The sequence below is a fragment of the Legionella norrlandica genome (genome assembly GCF_000770585.1).
GTDB lineage: Bacteria > Pseudomonadota > Gammaproteobacteria > Legionellales > Legionellaceae > Legionella > Legionella norrlandica.
On the sequence record NZ_JNCF01000001.1, the window covers coordinates 33,961 to 54,606 of the forward strand.

The following is a 20,646-nucleotide window of genomic DNA, read 5'->3' on the forward strand; positions in this document are numbered from 1 at the left end:
TTTACAAACTTATCGGTTCGGCCAGGTGTTCTGATTAGCTCAATTTTACCTGCAATTTTCATTGAATTCTCCAATATTAAAAATTGCAGCATGATACCTTAATCTTATAATTGATGTATATCTTTAGAAAGAATGAATAGGAAATAAATAATTAAAAAAAGACTGCTGCAAAATTAGTGCTGTGAAATGTGAACGCAAATAAAACCCTCTTGGTAAAGTTTTGATGCGATTTCCCTCCGAGTCATATCCATAACATAAAGACTTTCCATTTGCCGCCTTTGGCCTTATTTGTAAATACTCCCCTGATCTTGCATCGAGTGTTTCTAACTGCCCCATAATGATTTGATTGGTCAAATAATTCCAGTCCTCTTCAAGGATAGATGCATGGTACTTATTAGGAGACCATAAAAATCCACGACCAATCCGTCTTTGCGGGAAAGGGATACCAGCATCTCCTTCTATTGGAATCCATAATACTCGTTTTAATTTGGCATAACATTGTGAAGATTGCCAATTTTGTTGATGGATTGAGAGCAATGGAATAGAAACAATAAACGTGGATTCGGCTGGTTTGCCTGTTTTACTAATAGGTATAGTTTTTAATTCAATACCCAATTGTTTGAAATCAGGCAGTGATTCATTTTTTGCATCAGCACCCAAAGCCAATTCCAGTGCCTGTCCACCCCATCCTTTTCTTTGAGTTGGATTTGAAGAAATAATTATATTCAACTCATTGGCTAATTGCGCAAAACTCAACCCCTCAATCAGTTGGCAGCGACTCAACAATTCTTGTTCATTCTTCGGTGGTTTGCTTTTTAAGATTGAAATCACTGGAGCTCTCTTTTAACTCAATACTAATAGGTTCGATAGGCGGCTGAATTCCTGCGGCTTTAAATTGAGCAGTTATTGCAAATAAAACTTTGGATCTGACTTCAACACGGTTATGGTTTTGTATATTAATAAAGTATCGCGCTTCAAATTCTATTAAAGCCGTATCAATTTTCTTTAAAAACACTTGCGCAGGGGGCTCAGGAACAATTTCAGGGATAATAGCTAATACATCCAGTATCAGTTGTTGGATCATAACTGGATCATCTGATCGGCTTACTTTTATTGGAATCACTGTACGAATAATCCCATCTTGGTGAGTCCAGTTTGTAAAGGGTTTATTGAACGTTTCCGCATTAGGAATTAAAACTTGTGTATTATCCCATGAAGCGACACGCATGGAGCGAATACCAATATGAGCAACTTGCCCCTCGTATTCTCCGATGGTAATTAAGTCCCCTTCTCTTACAGGCCTTTCAATCAATAGCATAATGCCACCAACAATATTACTAGCAAAATCTCTTAACCCAAAACCCATACCAACAGCAAGTCCACCAAGGATCATAGACATACCGCTAAAATCAAGACCCAATACATGAAGGGTTATAAAACTACCCAGTAATATGACAGCGTATTGCGTGAATACGGATAAACTATGACGTATGCCCACATCTTTAGTATTCTTGTATAGCCAACGGAAACAAAATTCACGTGTCCATTTTGCTGCCCAAACCAAACCTGCAAGCAGAATAAAAAACTCAATTATACTTGCGACAGTAATGTGTATACCGGTGATATTCAGAATGCTGTATTGGATGATTTTTTCTAAGCTGAGTACAACGAGTGAATCAGAGTACCACCCAAATAGCTGAAATAAAATCAATACGCTTGTTAAAAATAAAGTAATGCGTAATATTTTATCTATTGGCTTTAGGAAAACTTCTATCCATAACCAACCATTTTTTAAAGAGGAAATCATCCATTCAGAAAAAAGTTCCAAAGCATCAAAAACCAGCCCTCGAACAAGAATGTATCCTACCAAAACCAAGAGAATATAACCTTGATAGCGACTCATAGTCCAGGCTAAATTGACAAAACCTATTAAACCTATGATCGCTGTAGTAAATAAAGTAATCGGAACTAAAATGACTAAAAGAGAAATAGCATTTTTAAAATACCTTTTTTTTGATTTTAATAGCGGCCTAATCAGATACGGGATCACGTCTTTGCTTTTCCAAGTTACCAAAGAAACGGTCAACATAAACAACATAAATAATCGGTTAAATATATCTTGTAATAACACTGATAAAGGCAAGAGATGACTAAATGCCATCAATGCAGTTGTCCACCCTCCAAAGAGCAACAACCACTTCAGCCGATAATATAATTTAACATCCTGGCCTGAAGCGTCTGAAATACTTTCCAATAAGACTAATCGAGCTATCAAAATTAGAATTCTAAAAGTAAGCCATACAAGAATTAAATTAATCAATAATTGATAATTTGCAAAAGAGATGCTAGTAAAATATAAAACAAACCATAGCATAGTAAAGAAACATAGGTGAGGAATGTTTCTTTGCACTAAAACCAGTGTTCCATCATAAAGATATCCAGTAAATCGAGATCGTTCTTTATCTCTGACCAATGTCTTTAGAAATTGGTTTAAAATATAAGACAACCCCAGAATAAAAGTTAGTACTGCCCAAAAAATAATGACTGGAAAAGTATCAAGCCAGGTATAACTGTCATAAACTTTTAAGGTCAATGTTTTTATATACTTGTAAAATAAATTGGGGATTTCAATTAGCTTCTTAAGAATTACGGTCCAACTGTCAATATTGTACTCACTTAAACTTTGTCTCATTGAAATTTGCTTTTTGAGCTGATTTTGATAATCTTCTAGGTTCTTTGATAACAATAACTTTTCATCAGTAACTGCTTTTAGATTTGTTTTTACCTCAACCTGTAGTGAGTCGATCGATTTTCGTAGTTCCGCATCGTTAAAAAGATTTAATTCGTTGGCCAGAGAAGACTGTATGTTCTGTAATGAACTCTCTATACTGGAATATTGATTAATCACTTCCCTGAACGTATCAATTACAGTTTGCAGCGTTTTAGTATCTGAATTATTTAAAAGTGCTATATTGGTCTTAATCACTTTCTTTTGTAACCCGAGAAGATTCAGCTTTTGATGAATAAGAGCGATTTTTTGATTGTTAATGAACAAATTCGCTTCATATTGAATTTGCTCATTAACGGTTAATTTTGGACGTTTTAGATTTTGACTGGATACCACATTCTCGTAAAGTGCATTCAAATCACTATTCAATTTATTTTTCGTAGACTTTATTAAATTCAGTTTTTCTTCTAAATCAAAATTACCTTTCCATAATTCCAGTTCATTTAATGAGTCATTCAAAAATAATTGATATTGCTTGGCCAAATCCAGCGTTTCTACAATTAATTCGGTAGTTTTTTTATTAACAGTTAACAGGGTTTCGATTTTTCCTACTTTTTCTTGGATAGTAGCTTCCCCATTGGCAAGAGGCATTTGTTGCAAATGCTTTAGTTGTTCATTTAAGTCAGTTTCTTCTTTTTTCTGGTTATCAAAAAAACCGTTTAAACTTTCAATTTTAGCTTTATTCATTGAAAGGAAGGTTTTAATTTGCCACATTTTCTCTTTATATTCTTGCTCATTTTTAGGCACACTCCTTTGCTTAATTTCATTTATAGCAATGGTCAAATGTGTTTTTTCCTGAGCTAGGTACTCTACTAGCGTGGCATTACTTTCTTGAACTGGTGCCGAAAAAATTTTAATACTAAAAAAATTAAGAACCAAAAACAAAAGCAGGGGCAAGCACCACAAGCATTTGAAACTTGTGGTGCTTAATTTTGAGTTATTTTGTAGTAACTGTTGGCGCAACTCTTATTCCCAATTCATTTAATTGCGCATTGCCTGTTGGCGAAGGCGCATTTGTTAAAAGACAAGATGCTGTTTGGGTTTTTGGAAACGCAATCACATCTCGAATGGAAGTTGAGTCAGTGAGCAACATGGCTAACCGGTCAATTCCTAAAGCAATTCCACCATGAGGCGGAGCTCCGTATTGTAATGCATCGAGCAAGAAGCCAAATTTATCATGCGCTTCCTGTTCATTAATTCCAAGTAATTCGAATACTGTTTTCTGAAGTTCAGATTGATGGATACGAATCGATCCTCCACCAATTTCATAACCATTAATCACTATATCATACGCTTTTGCTAATGATTGAGTTGGTTTTGAGCGAAGCTCTTCTGGAGATACTTCCTGGGGAGAAGTAAATGGATGATGCATAGGCTGTAATTTATTGCTTTGGGGATCCAGTTCAAACATAGGCCAATCAACAACCCACAATAATTGCCATCCAGGATTAATCAGGTTTCTGTCCTGGCCAAGTTTATTGCGTAAAGCTCCCATAGACTCATTAACAATGTAGGCTTTATCAGCTCCGAAGAAAATAACATCGCCTGTTTGCGCCTCAACCCGATTAAGGATTGCCTGTATCGCAGTTTCAGACAAAAATTTCAGAATAGGCGATTGCAATCCTTGAATGCCTGCACTTAAATCATTTACCTTAATATAAGCAAGTCCTTTAGCCCCATAAATTGTTACAAATTGACCATAGGTATCGAGATCTTTTCGACTAAGATCACATCCGTTAGGTAGCTTTAAAGCCACCACCCTGCCGGAGTTATCATTCGCAGCAGAAGCAAATACGTTAAAATCAGAATCCTTAACCAGATCCGCTATGTCAATTAGCTCTAATGGGTTGCGAAGATCTGGTTTATCACTACCAAAACGGGTCATAGCTTCCTTGTAAGACATTCTTGGTAGTTTATCTGGTAATGTCACATTAAGAAGTTCTTTAAATACAACTTTTAACAGTCCTTCAATCAGTTGTAATATATGCTCTTCATTGATAAAAGCCATTTCAATATCAAGCTGAGTAAATTCAGGTTGCCTGTCAGCACGTAAATCTTCGTCTCTAAAACAACGAACAATTTGATAATATTTGTCAAATCCAGACATCATTAATAATTGTTTAAATAATTGAGGGGATTGGGGCAAAGCGTAAAATTGCCCAGGATGCACTCTAGATGGCACAAGATAATCGCGAGCCCCTTCAGGAGTAGCCTTCGTTAACATAGGGGTTTCTATGTCCAAAAATTCTCGCTCATTAAGGTAATTACGAATACAAGTATTTAACTTATGTCGTAAAGTCAGCTTATCTTGCATGACTGCCCGCCGCAGATCAATATAACGATATTTATATCGCAGATCCTCATTAACAGTTTGGTGTTCATCAGGAAAAAAAGGAGGTGTTGGGCATTGGTTCAGTATCTCAAGTTGAGTGCCTAGTACTTCAACCTTACCAGTTGCCATTTTGTCATTAATCATTCCTTCCGGTCTTTTGCGAACAATACCTGTCACACGAACAACAAACTCTGATCTCAATTTCTCAGCAATGGCAAAAATCGCTTTATTTTCTGGTTCATACACCACTTGCAACAAACCGGAACGATCACGAATATCTAAAAAGATAACTCCGCCATGGTCTCGCCTATGATGTACCCACCCACAAACAGTGACTTGCTTATCCAAGCTTGATTCATCCACGGCCAAACAATAGTGTGTACGCATAAAACCACCTATATAAATTATTGAGTACTTGGTAATGCCAATGCTGGATCAGATTGCACTACTCCTAAGGAAATAACTAATTTTAAAGCTTCTTCAATGCTTATATCCAACTCAATGGCATCTTGCCTAGGGAGCATCAACATGAAACCCGAAGTAGGGTTCGGAGTAGTTGGTACAAATACAGACATCATGTCTTCTTGAGATTTATTTTTGATCTCGGAGATTACAGTCCCAGTCTGGAATGCTATAGTCCAAAGTCCTGCACGAGGATATTCAATCAGAACCGCTTTTCGAAAAGCTTGACTATTAGTCGAGAAAATAGCATGAATAACTTGTTTTGCAGTATTATAAATTGAACGTACTAAAGGTATTTTTGCCAATAAGGACTCACCCCAAATAACCAATCTTTGTCCCAAAAAATTAGTTGCAACCACTCCCGTAACAAGCAGCAAAATAAGTGAAAACAAAACACCAAGCCCAGGTACGTGAACCCCTAGTAGCTGCTCGGGCTGATAAGCCGTTGGGAGTAAAGCCAGTGTACCATCCAGCATCTCGATAATAAATCGCAGAACCACAATAGTTACAAATATTGGTAACCATACAATTAATCCAGCAATTAAATAGGCTCTTATTGAAGTTGACTTCACTCAGCATCACCTTTCTTTGACTTTGGAGTATCTTTTGAGGTTGATACGGGAGTTTCCTTAGAAGAATTATCTGCATTGGTGGCAGAGTCACCTGATTTACTTTCTGTGGGTTCTTTTGCGGTACCACCTTTATTTTTAAAATCTGTAGCATACCAACCCGTTCCTTTCAGCTGGAATCCAGCAGCAGAAACAAGTTTTACAACAGAATTTTCATAACACTTTGGACATTGTTTAACCGGTTCGTCTGTAATTTTTTGCATCAAATCAAAATGATGATGACAACTTGTGCATTGATATTCATAAATTGGCATCTAGCATGACTCCATAAACTTGAAGTATCTGTAACTTAACATTTTATTATAATTCCAGCATGGCTTTAGCGCAAGCAGAAGTTCGTATTGTGAAGAAGTTCGTATTGCAGCTGGATAAATTCATAACCCAGTAAATAGCAAATGTTTCTAGAATCAACCTTCCTAGCTTTTACAATATGATGAATTAACTACTTGGTAATAAAAGTGTTTCTATATTATTATACGTCGATTTAATCGATTAAAATTTTGATATGGCAACTACACAAGAATTAGATGAATCTCAACAAGCGCAAGAACAACGGTTCAATGAAACACCTTATGCCTTGTCCAAAATGACCTATTGTGGATATTATGCAATTGGCTATAGTTATGAGTTATTAACTAATCCACAACGCTTTATTACGCAATACCTATATAATATTGCATCTAAAGAAGGAGCAGCCCTTGCACCAACCTTCGCGCCCGCATTGGTTAGATTAGGTTATGCCCCTGCAATATTTGTATTGGGCCCTTATGATAAAAAAGCATTAATCAGGCTGTTTCGATGGGGAGAGTCTAGCGATGATGATCCTGCCGCACGCCAACCATTGGATAGGGTAAAACATGCCGTAGGGACAGATACTATTGCTCAATTTAGAGGAGATAAAGGCATAAGAGAGCATCGTAAAATAAAGCGCCCCCTGAATAATGTATTGGATACCTACAATGAAACATTTTCCCAGTTTTCAACATTCGCCGAAAATTGGAATTACGACTACAGTTATCAAGAAAATATTAGATATTTGGTCAGCAATATTATCGGGAAATGCATTTTCGGCATACCTCATATACCAATTGAAGACATGAACATATTACAAAATATGAGTTATGCACTGGCATATTATGAGCCCAAACATGAGGAATTCAAAAAAGCCAGTATAGAACTTCAAGAATTAGGTAACAGAATTTTAGAACAATATGGTCAAGACATCATAGATGCTAATAAATATCTTGCTGCTCAATTGGATAATAATGAAGGCCTAGAAAAATTGTTTAATATCAAAGCCGGTAGCTCAATATTAGTTGAAGGGAATCTGTCAAATACTATTATGATAGCATTAGCATTCATTATGGATAATGATGAAATTAAAGAAAAACTACGGCAAGAGTTAAAAGATTTTGATTTTGGCATTAATCCTGAAGATGCCGAGCAAGCAAAATTATTATATTCAAAGCTTAATACATGCCGATTCCTCCAGCAAGTTTACATGGAAGCACTACGCTACGTCTCACCTGGAGTCATGACCGCAAGAAAGACTAGTAAGGCCAGTGAATGGAATGTTCATAACAAAGAAGGAAATATCAGACATTTTTCTGTTCCTGCAGGTTCGTATTTGTTTGCTCCATTAAGAGCAATGTCTCATGACAAGAGATTGTGGAAAGAACCACATCAATTTGATCCTTCTCGCTTCGATTCCTCTGAAAAATTGAATGAATATTCACACAATGGCTCAATCCCTTTCTTATTAGGGGATCGGTCATGCCCCGCTGCTGCTGTTTTTGCAAAGCTAGTATTTAAGCTTGCTGTTGGTTTGGTAATAACCCAGTATGACTTTACTTTAAAAGATAAAATGAATCCCATACCCAGCTATTCAATTCACCCAATCTATGAACCACCGACCGCTATGGCGACTATAGAGCTTAGAGAAGACAGTAAAGATAACAGTGCAATAGAGCTAAGAGGGCTTAAATGATAAGGCATATTGTTATATCCTGAAGAACTTAATGATGATGAGCGCCTGGAATTATAAGCCGCTTAAACAAATATCAGAAATTTGTCCTCCATAACTTGTCACTGCTAACAAAGGATATTTTAATCGAGTTATGAGTGTGCTTATATTTTCTTCAAGCATCAGCATATTGGGATCGAGGCAATTTGCAATCCATCCTTTACACGTAATTTTATTTGACTCTAGTGTGGACTGAGTAAGTAAAGCGTGATTGAGACAACCTAATTTCATACCTACCACTAAGATGACAGGGATGTTAGTTAATTTTAAAAAATCAAGCCAGGTTTCCTCCTCATTTAGAGGGACCATTAACCCTCCTGCCCCTTCAATGAATAACCTTTCAATATTGTCTAATTGCAAATTGAGACAGTAATCTGCCACTTTAGTGACATTAATGCTTGCTCCATCTGCTTTTGCAGATAAATGAGGGGAAGCAGGCAACTTAAATCGCCAAGGATTAATGATCTCTAAAGACAGATTACTCAGTTGCTGGTGTAAGAGCGCGTCAGAATTTACCAGTTGATTTTCCCTGTAATGACATCCGCTAGCTATCGGTTTTATCGCAGCCGATTTAGGAAAAAAATTACCTAACTCATTGGTTATAAAAGTTTTTCCACAATCAGTGTCAGTGCCAGTAATAAAATAACGTTTCATTTTATAAATTCATTAATTGTTTTAACAAATAAATCAGTATGGGATAGAAAAGGCATATGAGCTGCTTTGTTAAATAATATGTATTTAAAATCAGGATAAAGTTCTTCCATTGTTTTCATTGTCTTTGCTGAAGTAATTGGGTCAAGACGACCAAATAGATATGCCGTAGGAATAGATAGTTTTTTTAAATCCTCTCTAAGATCCCAAGTGTATAAAATTTTGAGTCCTAATTCTAATCCTTCTGGGGAAGGAGGATGGCCAATTTTAAAGTCAAATTTCATATTACTAAGTTGCAAAGAAAGAAATTCATTTAAAGTTTTAGTAATATCTTCTGATAAATTGCTATAAAAATTAGCAAAAACTTCTTGTTCCACACCCGGCCAATCCATATCAGAAATAAAACGTGGTGACGAGGTAATATTTAATAAATAGCGTACGCGAGCAGGCTCTTCAATAGCTAACCGTGTGGCATAGAGCCCGCCCATTGACCATCCAGCCAAAACAAATGTATCTGGCAATTGCTTCAGTAAATTCTCTTTAAAACTTTGCCAATCCATCATAGAGGTCAACCCAAAGCCCGGTAAGTCTACCAAAATCATTTGGTAAGTCAGTTGAAGTGATGGAACTATAGGTAACCAAATTTGGCAGTCAAAACCCCAGCCATGAAATAAAACTAAAGGTATACCTTTCCATATTTATCGAAATGAATGTTCATATATTAAGTGTAATGCATTAAATAATTCAGAAATTTGTTCTGGAGTGTGTTTAAAATTAATAATAACTCTCAAACCAGACGAAGAACTGTTTACCGTTGGGGATCTAATAGCGGAACAATGGAATTCTTTCTTTTTCAGTTCACTGGCATAATGAAGTGCTTTATGAGGACAACCTAATTTTAATTGCTGGATAGGAGTATCCGAGGCAAGCCAATTCAAAGGAGAAGACTGAATTAAATTCTTAAAGTGAGTAATTAGCTGCTGCAATTTTATTCTTCTATACTCCTCATTGATAAGGATGTCTAAAGTTTTTAATAATCCATAACATAACGCCGGACTAATAGCCGTAGAATAGATAAATGATCGCGCTGCTTGCAATAAAGCGTTTATCCAATTCTGACGCCCAGCAACCAGAGCCCCTTGAGAAGCCAGAGCTTTTCCAAATGGAATTACCCGTAAAGGGACTTCATTTTGTGTCAAGCCATGAAATGGGACAGCTCCTTTGCCATCAGGTCCTATCACCCCAAAAGCATGGGCCTCATCTACAATAACTTCCGTGCAAGTCTTCTTGCATAAGCTATTGATTGTTGATAGAGGAGCCATTTGCCCACTCATACTAAAAACCCCTTCAGTTATTAAAATCGAATCTTCTGAATTAGATTTTAATAAGTTGGATAGCGCCAGCATATCATTATGAACATAGCGCGAGTATGCCACTTGTGACAAGGCCAATCCATCGTAAATAGAGGCATGAACACTTTTATCTATAAAACAATGTACCTGGATGCGCCCAAGCAAAGCAGTAATTGCCAAATTTGCGGCATAACCAGAAGAAAACAAAATACAATCATCAACCTGTAATAATTCTGCAAAAGCCTTCTCAAGAGCCTTATGGTTCGCATGATACCCACTTAAAACCATAGAAGCTCCGCTCCCACAAGGAGATAATTGATATCCTTTTTGATATGCTTCAAGAACACGCCTATCCTCTGTTAACGACAAGTAATCGTTAGAATCAAAGCGAATCAAATCTGAAGCATTAGATTCCAAAATTTGCCTATGACGCAGTAACCCTTGTTCTTGTAACCGTGTGGTATACTCTTTAATTTTAGCATTAATTGTCATTATACCATCTCGGTTAAACCAAGTTTGCTAAAAAGGTGTTTGTCTTTGACTCGTTGTGGATTATCTTCTGTTAATAATTTATCACCAATAAAAACTGAGTTTGCCCCGGCAAAAAAGCAAATCGCTTGCAATTCATCACTCATCTCTGTTCGACCTGCAGTTAATCTAATGACGCTCTTAGGCATTAAAATTCTGGCAGTAGCGATGGTTCTTACCAATTCAACTCCTTCGACACGCTCTGCCTTAGCTAAAGGCGTCCCTTCAACTGGGATTAAACGGTTAATGGGTACACTTTCCGGCGGGTTTTCCATATTAGCTAACGTAAATAGAAACTCGATTCGATCATCTCGGGTTTCACCTAATCCCAAAATACCACCACAACATACATTAATGCCCGCTTCTCGAACGTTATTCAAAGTATTTAAACGATCACTGAATTTCCGTGTGGTCACCACTTTCTCATAATAAGAAGGCGAAGTATCAATATTATGATTATAATAATCCAAACCTGCCTCTTTTAAATGCTCGGCTTGTTCTTTAGTTAACATGCCTAAAGTCATACAAGTTTCAAGCCCTAAAGATTTTACCCCTTCTATCATTTCTCTTAATTGCGGCATGACTTTATCAGGAGGACAACGCCAGGCAGCTCCCATGCAAAAGCGCTTTGCCCCGCCTTCTTTGGCTTCTTTAGCACATTGCAATACGTCTGCGACTGACATCAATTTTTCTTTTTCTACATGCGTACTATAATGGCCGCTTTGCGAACAATAGCCACAATCCTCTGGACAAGCACCAGTCTTTATACTTAATAAAGTGGCAAACTGTAAGGAGTTCGCATTATGATGTTTCCTATGTACAGTATGCGCTTGATAAAGCAAGTCATTAAATGGTTGTTGATATATCTCCTCAATTTCAGAAATTGACCACTTTTTCTTTTCTTCAGACACGATTAACCCCTTTAATTTGACATGGGGAACATGATAAAGTCACTCACCCACTTGTCAACCAAAATTTGAAAAATGGTAAACATCAATCAACTGATAGCGAAAGATTTACAACATATTTGGCATCCTTGTTCACAAATGAAAGATTTTGAGGCTTGTCCACCGCTTGTTGTTAATAAAGCAAAAGGCAGCTACTTATATACCAATCAAGGCCCGTTGATTGATGCTATTTCCAGTTGGTGGTGTAAGTCTTTGGGCCACGGTCATCCAGCCGTTATCACCGCAATCACAAATCAATTAAACAATTTTGAACATGTAATTAGTGCCAATACTACCCACCTGCAGATGGTAGAATTGGCCGAAAAATTAAGTGAAATTACTAAAAAGCAACACATATTCTTTGCCAGTGATGGTTCAAGTGCAGTTGAGATCGCTATGAAGCTTGCAATTCATGCCTCTCAAATCAAAGGACATAAGAATAAAAACGAGTTCGTTGCCTTAAAAAATGGATACCACGGTGAAACCATTGGTACTATGAGTGTTAGTGATTTAGGTTTGTATAAAGCGCCATATGCCCCATTTGGTGTTCCTTGTCACTATCTTAGTGATATACCCTATGTCGTTAACGCTCAAGACCCTCTTTGGAGGGATTGTGATATTTATTGGGATAAAATTGTTCAAAAACTGGATAAAATTAGCGATAGAGTATGCGCCATTCTCCTTGAGCCTATTATTCAAGGTGCCGGTGGCATGTTGTGTTACAGTGCTGATTTTTTATCAAAAATCGCTGCTTGGACCAAAGAAAGAGATATTTATTTAATTGCTGACGAGATCATGACGGGGATTGGAAGAACCGGGAAATGGTTAGCATGTGAGCATGCCGGGATAAATCCCGATCTTATTTGCCTATCGAAAGGATTAACTTCTGGCTCCCTACCTTTTAGTTGCGTCATGATTGACAGCTCTATCTTTGATCTTTTTTATAATGATTACTACACTGGCCAATCTTTTTTGCATTCCCATACCTATAGTGGCAATCCTCTAGCAATAAGTGCTGCCTTAGCTACCATCAAAATAATAGAGCAAGAGGATATCCTAAGGCATGCTCAAGAGCTTGGGGAAATCATGCTAGCGTATTTACAAGAAATCTCTCAAGATTGTGGAAAACTTAGAAACGTTCGTGGGGTTGGAGCTGTCGTTGCTGCTGATCTAATTGATACTAGCCACCCAAGAATAGGATTTGAGATCTATCAGCAGGCAATAAAATTAGGTGCGTTAATTCGGCCTATTGGAAACACGCTCTATTGGTTACCCCCATTGAATACAGATAAAAAAATCATTGAGAAATTAGCAGAAATAACACTAAACTCTATAAAAGGAGCCTATAATAAGAACTCAAGGATATGAGTAAACGTGTTCATAAATTGTCTTTATTCATTTATAAGAAATTTCAATCGATATGGATTCTCTTAATTATTGGCGTCCTGATCATAGCCTTTTATATTAATTGGGATCTTAACAAAAAAAGAACTTATAAAGATGTAAAAGAAGTCGCTATAAGTCTTAGTAACAAGATAGACGGTTTTGTTGAAGATTTATTCCAAGAAATCTACGCATTACCAGTGTATGGAAAAAGTTTCATTGAGTGCAAATCTGATTTACATCCTTTTTTAGAGCATATCATTCTGAATAATCCTAAAATTTCTGGCGTTATGATTAGTGATAATAATCAGTTATTTTGTTCAACTTTACCAAACAGTAAGAATCTTCTTCCTATCTCTGCAACAATTCCTACTCGCACTCGCACCATTTTAGGCCCCTATTCCTTCTCATTATTCGATCAACCCATTTACCTAATTCAGCAAAAAATGGGTAATTACTATATAAGTATTCTTATTGTTGCATCGATCATACAAAATGAGCTAAAGACGGGACGAGACAAAGCAAGCGCAATCATCCTCTATAGTGACCTCGAGAAAAAAAATATACTTCGTATGGAACACACTGATAAAAACCCCAATTGGGTATTAAGTGAAAACTCAAAAATTCAAACACCCAATAGCTCTATGGGAATATTTGCTATAGAACAATTACAAAGTATAAATAGTATTTCTATAATCGTTTTTGAAAACAGTAAAACTGCCTTTCGTAATTTTTTGTATAGCCAAACAATAATTATTGTTGTCATTTTAGTCTGCTCATTTATCCTATATCTCCTTATAAAAAATATAATGACAAAACATTATTCCTTACAAGGCATGATAAAATTAGCCATAAAAAATAAGGAGTTTTATCCTGTCTATCAACCTTTGTTCAATTATGAGAAAGGACGTTTTTCTGGAGTCGAAATCTTATTAAGATGGGAAAATGAAGACAGTCAAATCATTATGCCTGATTTTTTCATTGTTGAGGCAGAAGCTACTGGTTTAATTGTACCAATTACTCTTCAAATTATCGAGATCGCATTTAAAGAAACAAAATCTCTCTTGGAGCACTACTCTGATTTTCACCTTGCCTTTAATATTTCAGCGTTGCATTTTCTTGCTCCTACTTTTTTTAATCATTTCAATCAGCTAGTAGAAAAATACCATATTGCGCCAAATCAGATTATACTTGAAATCACGGAAAGAGAACTTTTGGATCAAAACGACACGATTTTTATTAATAAAATGCAAGAGCTCCGGCAGGCAGAATTTTCTCTCGCAGTTGATGATTATGGAACTGGACATGCCAGTATCAGTTATTTACAACATTTTCCCTTCAATTATTTAAAAATTGATAAATTATTTGTACAGGCAATTGGTTCAAATGCTATCACTGAATCTTTAAATGATGCCATTATTCGGATGGCAAAAGGGTTAAACTTGATTATTATAGCAGAAGGTGTAGAAACAAAAGAACAAGCCGCTTATTTAATACATAATGGAGTTTATTTACAGCAAGGTTGGTATTATTCCAAAGCCTTATCTATTGAAGAATTATTCACCTTGCTAAAAGGAGAAAAAACATGAGGAATTGTTTTTTTTATAGCTTACCGCTACTAATTTGTTTGGCAAATACAGGGCTTAGCGCACCAGTAATAAGTAAATCCAGTTACTGGAAATGTGTGACTCATGATAAAGCGAATAAGCAATGGGTTGCCAATAGCCCTTATAAACGAGTTGCTATGAATATGGCATTTGCAGCTTGTAAAAAAGAAAGTGAAGCTCCCGCAAGTTGCAAAACATCCGATTCAAGTTGCGAGGGATTTATAAATGGAGTCAGTACTAGACCACTGTGGCGTTGCACTGCTATAGATTTAGCTGCACAACCATGGGAAAGTAATCTCTATCCATACCGTGATGACGCTGCGTTGGCAGCCCAAGCATTCTGCAAAGAAGATAGTACGTTACCTGAAACTTGTTATGTCAATATGGTAACTTGTATCAATAAAAATGAAGGAGCCCAATCTCGTGGTTTATTCAGTGGGGTTAACTGGTAATATTGCAAGCGGCAAAAGTACAGTCGCTGAATTTTTTTCTGAACTTGGTATAAATATCATTAATGCTGACAAAATCTCAAAAGAATTAACTTCTGTAAATACACCCTGTTATAAAGATATTATTTCTCATTTTGGTTCTTCAATAGTATTGGAAAATGGAAACTTGGATAGAAAACGTCTACGAGATATTATCTTTTCCGAACCCAAACAACGCTTATGGCTTGAAAACCTGTTACACCCAGCCATTCGTAAGAAAATTGAAGAACAAATAAGCACATGCTCTTCTCCTTATTGCCTTATCGAGATCCCGTTATTATTTGATAAAAAAAATTATCCTTATCTTCGAAAAATTTTATTAGTTTCTGCGCCATTGGAAATTCAATTAGAGAGGATAATTAGAAGAGATCATTGCACTAAGGCACAAGCATTGGCTATTTTAACAACTCAACCGAATTTAGAGCAACGCATGGAAATAGCGGATGATGTGCTTATCAACGACGCAGGATTAAATGAGCTAAGAGAAAAAGTAAATAAATTACATAAAAAATATCTCAAAGAAGCAAAAATGGCGCATGAGAAATAAATTATCCAAAGCAGTCATCAAATCATCAAATCTATAGAAGATATCTTTTTATTTTCAATAACTTTTATGTTAGTCTAGGCGCAAACTAAGCATTAATAGCTTGACTTAACAAGTTACAATTTATTTTTTATAAAAATTCAGATTGCTGCTACGGTAAGATGGAGCTAAGGACAGCCTTAATCTATGCATGATAATATGATAACTTTTCAACTAGCAACACATTTTTTATCAAGAATAGCGTTACGCTTAGAGTATCTATTTAAAACGATTAATGAAGCCTGTAGCGAGTCCCACGAAGTTATTCATCGCTTTGCGTTAAAAAATATAATTGAAATTGTTGAAATAATTGAAAAGCCTGAGTTAAAAAGTCGCTTTATCAAAGAATTAATTAGAATAGAGCACGTACTAAAAAAACCTAACTTGCTAAATAACCATAAGTTATTTGATAAGTTAGCTACTCAAATCCATGTGCTAAATCATGTACCAGGACGATTCAGCAACAGCATTCATGATGATGAGTTTTTAAAAACTTTACGACAAATACACCACCCAAATACTAAAGAGTGTGAGTTTAATTCCCCACATCTGGTATTATGGTTTGATTCTGATCCTTTTATGAGACAAAAAACAATTAATCAATGGGTTTCTTGTCTAAAAGATTTAGAAGATACTGTAGCAATTTATTTATCTTTATTGCGTGATGTCACTCAATATATCCCCATTCAAGCACATAATGGCTTTTATCAACACAGCATTTCACCGAAATCAATCAATCATCTCATTTTATTAAAAATGGATAAAACATTAGGGGTTACACCTAAAATTCAGCTAGGGCACCACAGTTTGACTATCCGACTTTATGAATTAGTTACTGCTCACGAAGTTCGAGATAAAACAATAGATATGGAAATCGCATTTTGCCAAATATAAACAGACATTAATTTTCTGTAATCCATTTTAATTAAACTGAACAGTAATTCCTCCACCATAATAACGCTCAATACCATTCAAAAGACCGATGATGCGCTGATTCACTTCAAAATCAAGCGCTATATTCTTTTTAATCTGATAAAGAATGCCTGCATCTGCGCCGTAGCCACTCCCTTCATCTGGTGCTGTTTTATTTTGTCCATACACTTCAGCAAACAACAATATATTATTTTTAGACCACGATAAAATGAGATCTGGATTAATACTGGTGTAACTTTGCCCACCGTCGTAACTAGACTCTGATTGGGAGATGACCCCCAAAGTGCCGGTTAGATTCCATTGAGAATTAAAATTATAACTTAAAATGCCTGTTACACCTCCACCAGGATGGGGACTACCGAAAGAAGCACTGCCTGATGGGAAAATAAATTCGCTGCTCACTGTAGCAACCCATTTATTGTTAAACCATAGAACATGATTAACTACTAATTGAGTTTCACTAAATCCGAAACGTGGAGCTACTGTCTGATTGATATAGTTAGGTAAAAGCAAATCCACCTCAAAATAGCCTGGTAGACCTAATTGTATTGCTGCAGCAGGAAAATTGTGTTGTATACCTTCACCAATTAATTGCTGATATTGGTACCCAGAGCTTATTAATACACTCTCGGATGGAACAACACAAGCATTAGACGCAATACCTCCTCTCTCAAGAAAGGAAAGCATATCAGTGCGTCCTCCACAAACGTTTTCGTAATCACTAACCGCTTTTGCTTGAAATGAGAGCAGTAATAAAGTGACGAATGAAAAAAAAATTCCCTTTTGTTTAATAATCATTTGCTAATACAATTCAGGAGTGACAATTAAGTCAAAAACAGCATGATTTGCTTTAGGAAAATCATCAAAATTTAATTCCTCTTTTTTTACCCATTTCATATTCAGTTGCCCTTCCAGGCAGCTGGGCTGACCAATAAATCGAGTTACCTTGAAAATAATTAATTGCACTGACTTATCAGGATAATCATAATTTACATTACCTAAGAATTGGTAATCATTTGCTTCTATACCTATCTCTTCTCTAAGCTCACGAACTAAAGCGTCCTCAGCTAATTCTCCAGGCTCTAATTTGCCTCCTGGGAACTCCCAAAATCCACCATGGGAAGTATGCAAAGGACGTTGGGTAACTAAAATACGTTGTTGCTCATCGATAATAACAGCGACAGCTACTTTCACACCAAACTACCATGACATGCTTTATATTTTTTACCCGAACCACAAGGACAAGGTTCATTGCGGCCTACTTTCTTTTCCTGGCGCCTAAATGTTTGAGCTTCGCTCGTCTCCTCACTCCCTGAAGGGCTTTCATGCATCAAATTCATTTTTTTAATCTGATCAGCTTTACGCTGCTCTTCCACCACATTAGCGTCTTCTTCAGTTTGAATTTCTACAGACGAAAGTATCCTGAACACTTCATACTTCAAGTTATCCAACATCATAGTAAACAAACCAAATGCTTCTTTTTTGTACTCCTGTTTTGGATCTTTCTGTGCATAACCTCGTAAATGAATTCCTTGACGCAATTGATCCATTGCGGCCAGATGTTCACGCCAGTGATTGTCCAAAGTTTGTAAAATAACTGATTTTTCAAACTGAGAAATAATCGGTCTTCCTACTTTCCTTACTTTTTCATCATAATGCTCAGCAGCTAAAGCAAGAATTTTTTCTTTGATTTGTTCTGGTTGTATGCTGTGATCTTTCTCAATCCAATCAGCTACCGGTGCTCTAATTTTAAACTCATCCGATAACACATCAGCTAAAGCTTGTGGTCCCATTGGTCTTCCAAACTTTGAGGAGGGATGTAAGTATCGACAAGACTGTTTATTACTTCGTCTCTCATCATCTCAACAACTTCCTGGGTATCCGTCATTCCCATGATGGAGGCGCGTTGGGTATAAATAACCTGGCGCTGATCATTGGCCACATTATCATAATCTAACAACTGTTTTCTAACATCAAAATGATGCCCTTCCAGTTTGCGTTGAGCATTCTCAATTGCTCTAGTAACCAAACTATGCTCAATAGGCTCACCCGGTTGCATCCCTAAACGTCGCATCATAGACGCTACGCGATCAGAAGCAAATATTCTCATTAAATTGTCTTCAAGAGACAAATAAAACCGACTGCTACCAGGATCACCTTGGCGGCCTGCCCGCCCTCTTAATTGATTATCGATGCGCCTTGATTCATGACGTTCGGAACCAATAATCCTAAGCCCGCCAGCCGCAATAACTTCATCATGGCGTTTTTGCCAATCTTGTTTGATTGCCTCTTTCTCTTCTTCGCTGGCATCATCAGGAAGATTTGCCAAATCAGCAGCCAAACTTCCACCCAAAACAATATCTGTTCCTCGACCAGCCATGTTGGTCGCAATAGTTACAGCACCAGGACGACCGGCTTCAGCAATAATTTGTGCTTCTTTTTCATGAAATTTGGCGTTCAATACCTGATGTTTTATATTGGCTTTTTTTAGAAGCTGGCTTAAAAATTCAGAGGCTTCAATTGAAACTGTCCCCACCAAAACAGGTTGCCTGCGCTCACTGCAGGCTCGAATGTCTTCAATTATTGCTTTAAATTTATCGGCTTGAGTTAAATAAACCAAATCCGCTTCATCTTTTCTGATCATGGGTTTATTCGTAGGTATGACCACAACCTCAAGATTATATATTTGCTGGAATTCATACGCTTCTGTGTCGGCAGTTCCCGTCATTCCAGCTAACTTATTATATAATCTGAAGAAATTCTGAAAAGTAATAGAGGCTAATGTCTGATTTTCATTTTGAATAGAAACTCCTTCCTTGGCTTCAACCGCCTGGTGCAATCCTTCTGACCAACGTCTTCCAGGCATCGTACGACCGGTATGTTCATCCACTATGACCACTTGGTTATCTTTGACTATATAATCAATATCTCTGTGAAACATAGCGTGAGCTTTTAATGCCGCATTCACATGGTGCATTAACATAATATTACTGGCATGGTAAAGACTTTCACCAGGATCTAACAATTTGGCTTTGGTCAGCAATTCTTCAATATGCACATGACCAGCATCAGTTAAATGGGCCTGCTTTTGCTTCTCATCAACCGTATAGTCGCCTTCTCCACCCTCTTCTTCTTGTTTTTTCAAATGAGGGATCAGTGAATTAATTTTAATATACAATTCTGAGCTGTCTTCAGCAGCTCCAGAGATAATTAAAGGAGTTCTTGCTTCATCAATTAAAATAGAGTCTACTTCGTCTACAACAGCGAAATTCAGCTCTCTTTGGACCTTATCTGTTAAGCTAAAAGCCATATTGTCGCGTAAATAATCGAATCCAAATTCATTGTTGGTTCCATAAACGATATCCGCCTTGTAAGCTTCCTGCTTTTCTCTGTGTGACATGTCTGGGTAAATAACACCAACAGTAAGCCCCAAAAATTCATAGATGGGTTTCATCCATTGGCTATCTCTTTTGGCAAGATAATCATTGACTGTAACGATATGTACACCACGCCCAGTAATTGCATTAAGATAGGCTGGCAAGGTGGCAACCAAAGTTTTACCTTCCCCAGTACGCATTTCAGCGATGTTCCCATCGTGTAACACCATCCCACCTATTAATTGCACATCAAAATGTCTAAGACCAAGAGTTCGGACAGACACTTCTCTAACCGTAGCAAATGCTTCTGCGAGCAATTCATCCAGGCTTTCACCATCATTGAAACGTGCTTTAAATTGTTGTGTTTTTGCTGCCAACTCTTCATCTGACAAATTTCGCATTTGTGGTTCAAATGCATTAATAGCCATTACCGACTTTTCCATACGCCGTAATGTCCGTTCATTTCGGCTTCCAAACATTTTCTTGATTAACGTATTCAGCATGGCCTAAATAACCCTCAGGATGTTCCAATTAATAAACCTATTAATGTACTAGAAATCATG

Annotated in this window: 16 protein-coding genes and 2 pseudogenes; 6 read left to right on the plus strand and 12 right to left on the minus strand. The window is 36.8% G+C overall.

Going from position 1 to position 20,646, the window contains the following annotated elements; genetic code table 11:
* Positions 1–123 precede the first annotated feature (123 nt).
* The 5 genes from mutH to OK13_RS00165 are packed head-to-tail and all read right to left on the minus strand — an operon-like array spanning position 124 to position 6,465.
* Complete coding sequence (gene mutH, locus OK13_RS00145; RefSeq protein WP_035886134.1) at positions 124–831, minus strand: DNA mismatch repair endonuclease MutH; 708 nt, start codon at positions 829–831, stop codon at positions 124–126.
* Complete coding sequence (locus tag OK13_RS00150) at positions 794–3,751, minus strand: mechanosensitive ion channel family protein (protein ID WP_035886135.1); 2,958 nt, start codon at positions 3,749–3,751, stop codon at positions 794–796. Before OK13_RS00150 ends, mutH begins: the two co-directional genes overlap by 38 nt.
* Entirely contained in the window at positions 3,726–5,507 is a 1,782-nt protein-coding gene (aspS, locus tag OK13_RS00155) for an aspartate--tRNA ligase (protein WP_035886138.1), read from the minus strand. Before aspS ends, OK13_RS00150 begins: the two co-directional genes overlap by 26 nt.
* Before the next feature lie 17 nt (positions 5,508–5,524).
* The gene (locus OK13_RS00160; protein WP_035886139.1) at positions 5,525–6,154 is read right to left on the minus strand and encodes a DUF502 domain-containing protein; all 630 of its coding nucleotides are present in this window, start codon (positions 6,152–6,154) and stop codon (positions 5,525–5,527) included.
* On the minus strand, positions 6,151–6,465 hold the full coding sequence (locus OK13_RS00165) for an FmdB family zinc ribbon protein (protein ID WP_035886140.1): 315 nt from the start codon (positions 6,463–6,465) through the stop codon (positions 6,151–6,153). Before OK13_RS00165 ends, OK13_RS00160 begins: the two co-directional genes overlap by 4 nt.
* A 251-nt stretch (positions 6,466–6,716) precedes the next feature.
* On the opposite strand from OK13_RS00165, the gene OK13_RS00170 reads away from it, so the two are divergent.
* Positions 6,717–8,198 carry a cytochrome P450 gene (locus OK13_RS00170; protein WP_035886142.1) on the plus strand — a complete coding sequence of 494 codons (1,482 nt, stop codon included), beginning with the start codon at positions 6,717–6,719 and terminating at the stop codon, positions 8,196–8,198.
* A 51-nt stretch (positions 8,199–8,249) separates the two neighbouring features.
* On the opposite strand, the gene bioD is transcribed toward OK13_RS00170, so the two are convergent.
* From bioD to bioB, 4 genes and pseudogenes are all read right to left on the minus strand, one after another.
* Positions 8,250–8,888: a dethiobiotin synthase gene (gene bioD / locus OK13_RS00175; RefSeq protein ID WP_035886150.1), complete on the minus strand. Its 639-nt coding sequence runs from the start codon at positions 8,886–8,888 to the stop codon at positions 8,250–8,252.
* Positions 8,885–9,603, minus strand: a pseudogene (locus tag OK13_RS00180) (alpha/beta fold hydrolase). The gene bioD and the pseudogene OK13_RS00180 overlap by 4 nt, the downstream one beginning before the upstream one ends.
* The gene (locus tag OK13_RS00185; RefSeq protein ID WP_035886155.1) at positions 9,584–10,729 is read right to left on the minus strand and encodes an aminotransferase class I/II-fold pyridoxal phosphate-dependent enzyme; all 1,146 of its coding nucleotides are present in this window, start codon (positions 10,727–10,729) and stop codon (positions 9,584–9,586) included. The pseudogene OK13_RS00180 and the gene OK13_RS00185 overlap by 20 nt, the downstream one beginning before the upstream one ends.
* Positions 10,729–11,676: a biotin synthase BioB gene (gene bioB / locus OK13_RS00190; RefSeq protein WP_035886157.1), complete on the minus strand. Its 948-nt coding sequence runs from the start codon at positions 11,674–11,676 to the stop codon at positions 10,729–10,731. Before bioB ends, OK13_RS00185 begins: the two co-directional genes overlap by 1 nt.
* 72 nt (positions 11,677–11,748) lie before the next feature.
* On the opposite strand from bioB, the gene bioA reads away from it, so the two are divergent.
* The 5 genes from bioA (at position 11,749) to zapD (ending at position 16,667) form a co-directional block, all read left to right on the plus strand.
* Positions 11,749–13,080: an adenosylmethionine--8-amino-7-oxononanoate transaminase gene (gene bioA, locus OK13_RS00195; protein WP_035886158.1), complete on the plus strand. Its 1,332-nt coding sequence runs from the start codon at positions 11,749–11,751 to the stop codon at positions 13,078–13,080.
* The gene (locus OK13_RS00200) at positions 13,077–14,684 is read left to right on the plus strand and encodes an EAL domain-containing protein (protein WP_035886162.1); all 1,608 of its coding nucleotides are present in this window, start codon (positions 13,077–13,079) and stop codon (positions 14,682–14,684) included. The genes bioA and OK13_RS00200 overlap by 4 nt, the downstream gene beginning before the upstream one ends.
* Positions 14,681–15,154, plus strand: coding sequence for a hypothetical protein (locus OK13_RS00205; protein WP_035886166.1), 474 nt, complete (start codon positions 14,681–14,683; stop codon positions 15,152–15,154). The genes OK13_RS00200 and OK13_RS00205 overlap by 4 nt, the downstream gene beginning before the upstream one ends.
* Positions 15,126–15,737 carry a dephospho-CoA kinase gene (coaE, locus tag OK13_RS00210; RefSeq protein ID WP_035886172.1) on the plus strand — a complete coding sequence of 204 codons (612 nt, stop codon included), beginning with the start codon at positions 15,126–15,128 and terminating at the stop codon, positions 15,735–15,737. Before OK13_RS00205 ends, coaE begins: the two co-directional genes overlap by 29 nt.
* 183 nt (positions 15,738–15,920) lie before the next feature.
* The gene (gene zapD / locus OK13_RS00215; protein ID WP_035886177.1) at positions 15,921–16,667 is read left to right on the plus strand and encodes a cell division protein ZapD; all 747 of its coding nucleotides are present in this window, start codon (positions 15,921–15,923) and stop codon (positions 16,665–16,667) included.
* A 27-nt stretch (positions 16,668–16,694) separates the two neighbouring features.
* Here zapD and OK13_RS00220 read toward each other — a convergent pair whose 3' ends face one another.
* The 3 genes and pseudogenes from OK13_RS00220 to secA all read right to left on the minus strand — a co-directional run bounded on the left by OK13_RS00220 (position 16,695) and on the right by secA (position 20,586).
* A complete protein-coding gene (locus OK13_RS00220) occupies positions 16,695–17,504 on the minus strand; it encodes a transporter (protein WP_035886185.1) in 810 nt (269 codons plus the stop codon).
* A 3-nt stretch (positions 17,505–17,507) separates the two neighbouring features.
* Complete coding sequence (gene mutT, locus OK13_RS00225; protein WP_035886188.1) at positions 17,508–17,900, minus strand: 8-oxo-dGTP diphosphatase MutT; 393 nt, start codon at positions 17,898–17,900, stop codon at positions 17,508–17,510.
* Positions 17,897–20,586: pseudogene (gene secA, locus OK13_RS00230) on the minus strand (preprotein translocase subunit SecA). The gene mutT and the pseudogene secA overlap by 4 nt, the downstream one beginning before the upstream one ends.
* Positions 20,587–20,646 lie beyond the last annotated feature (60 nt).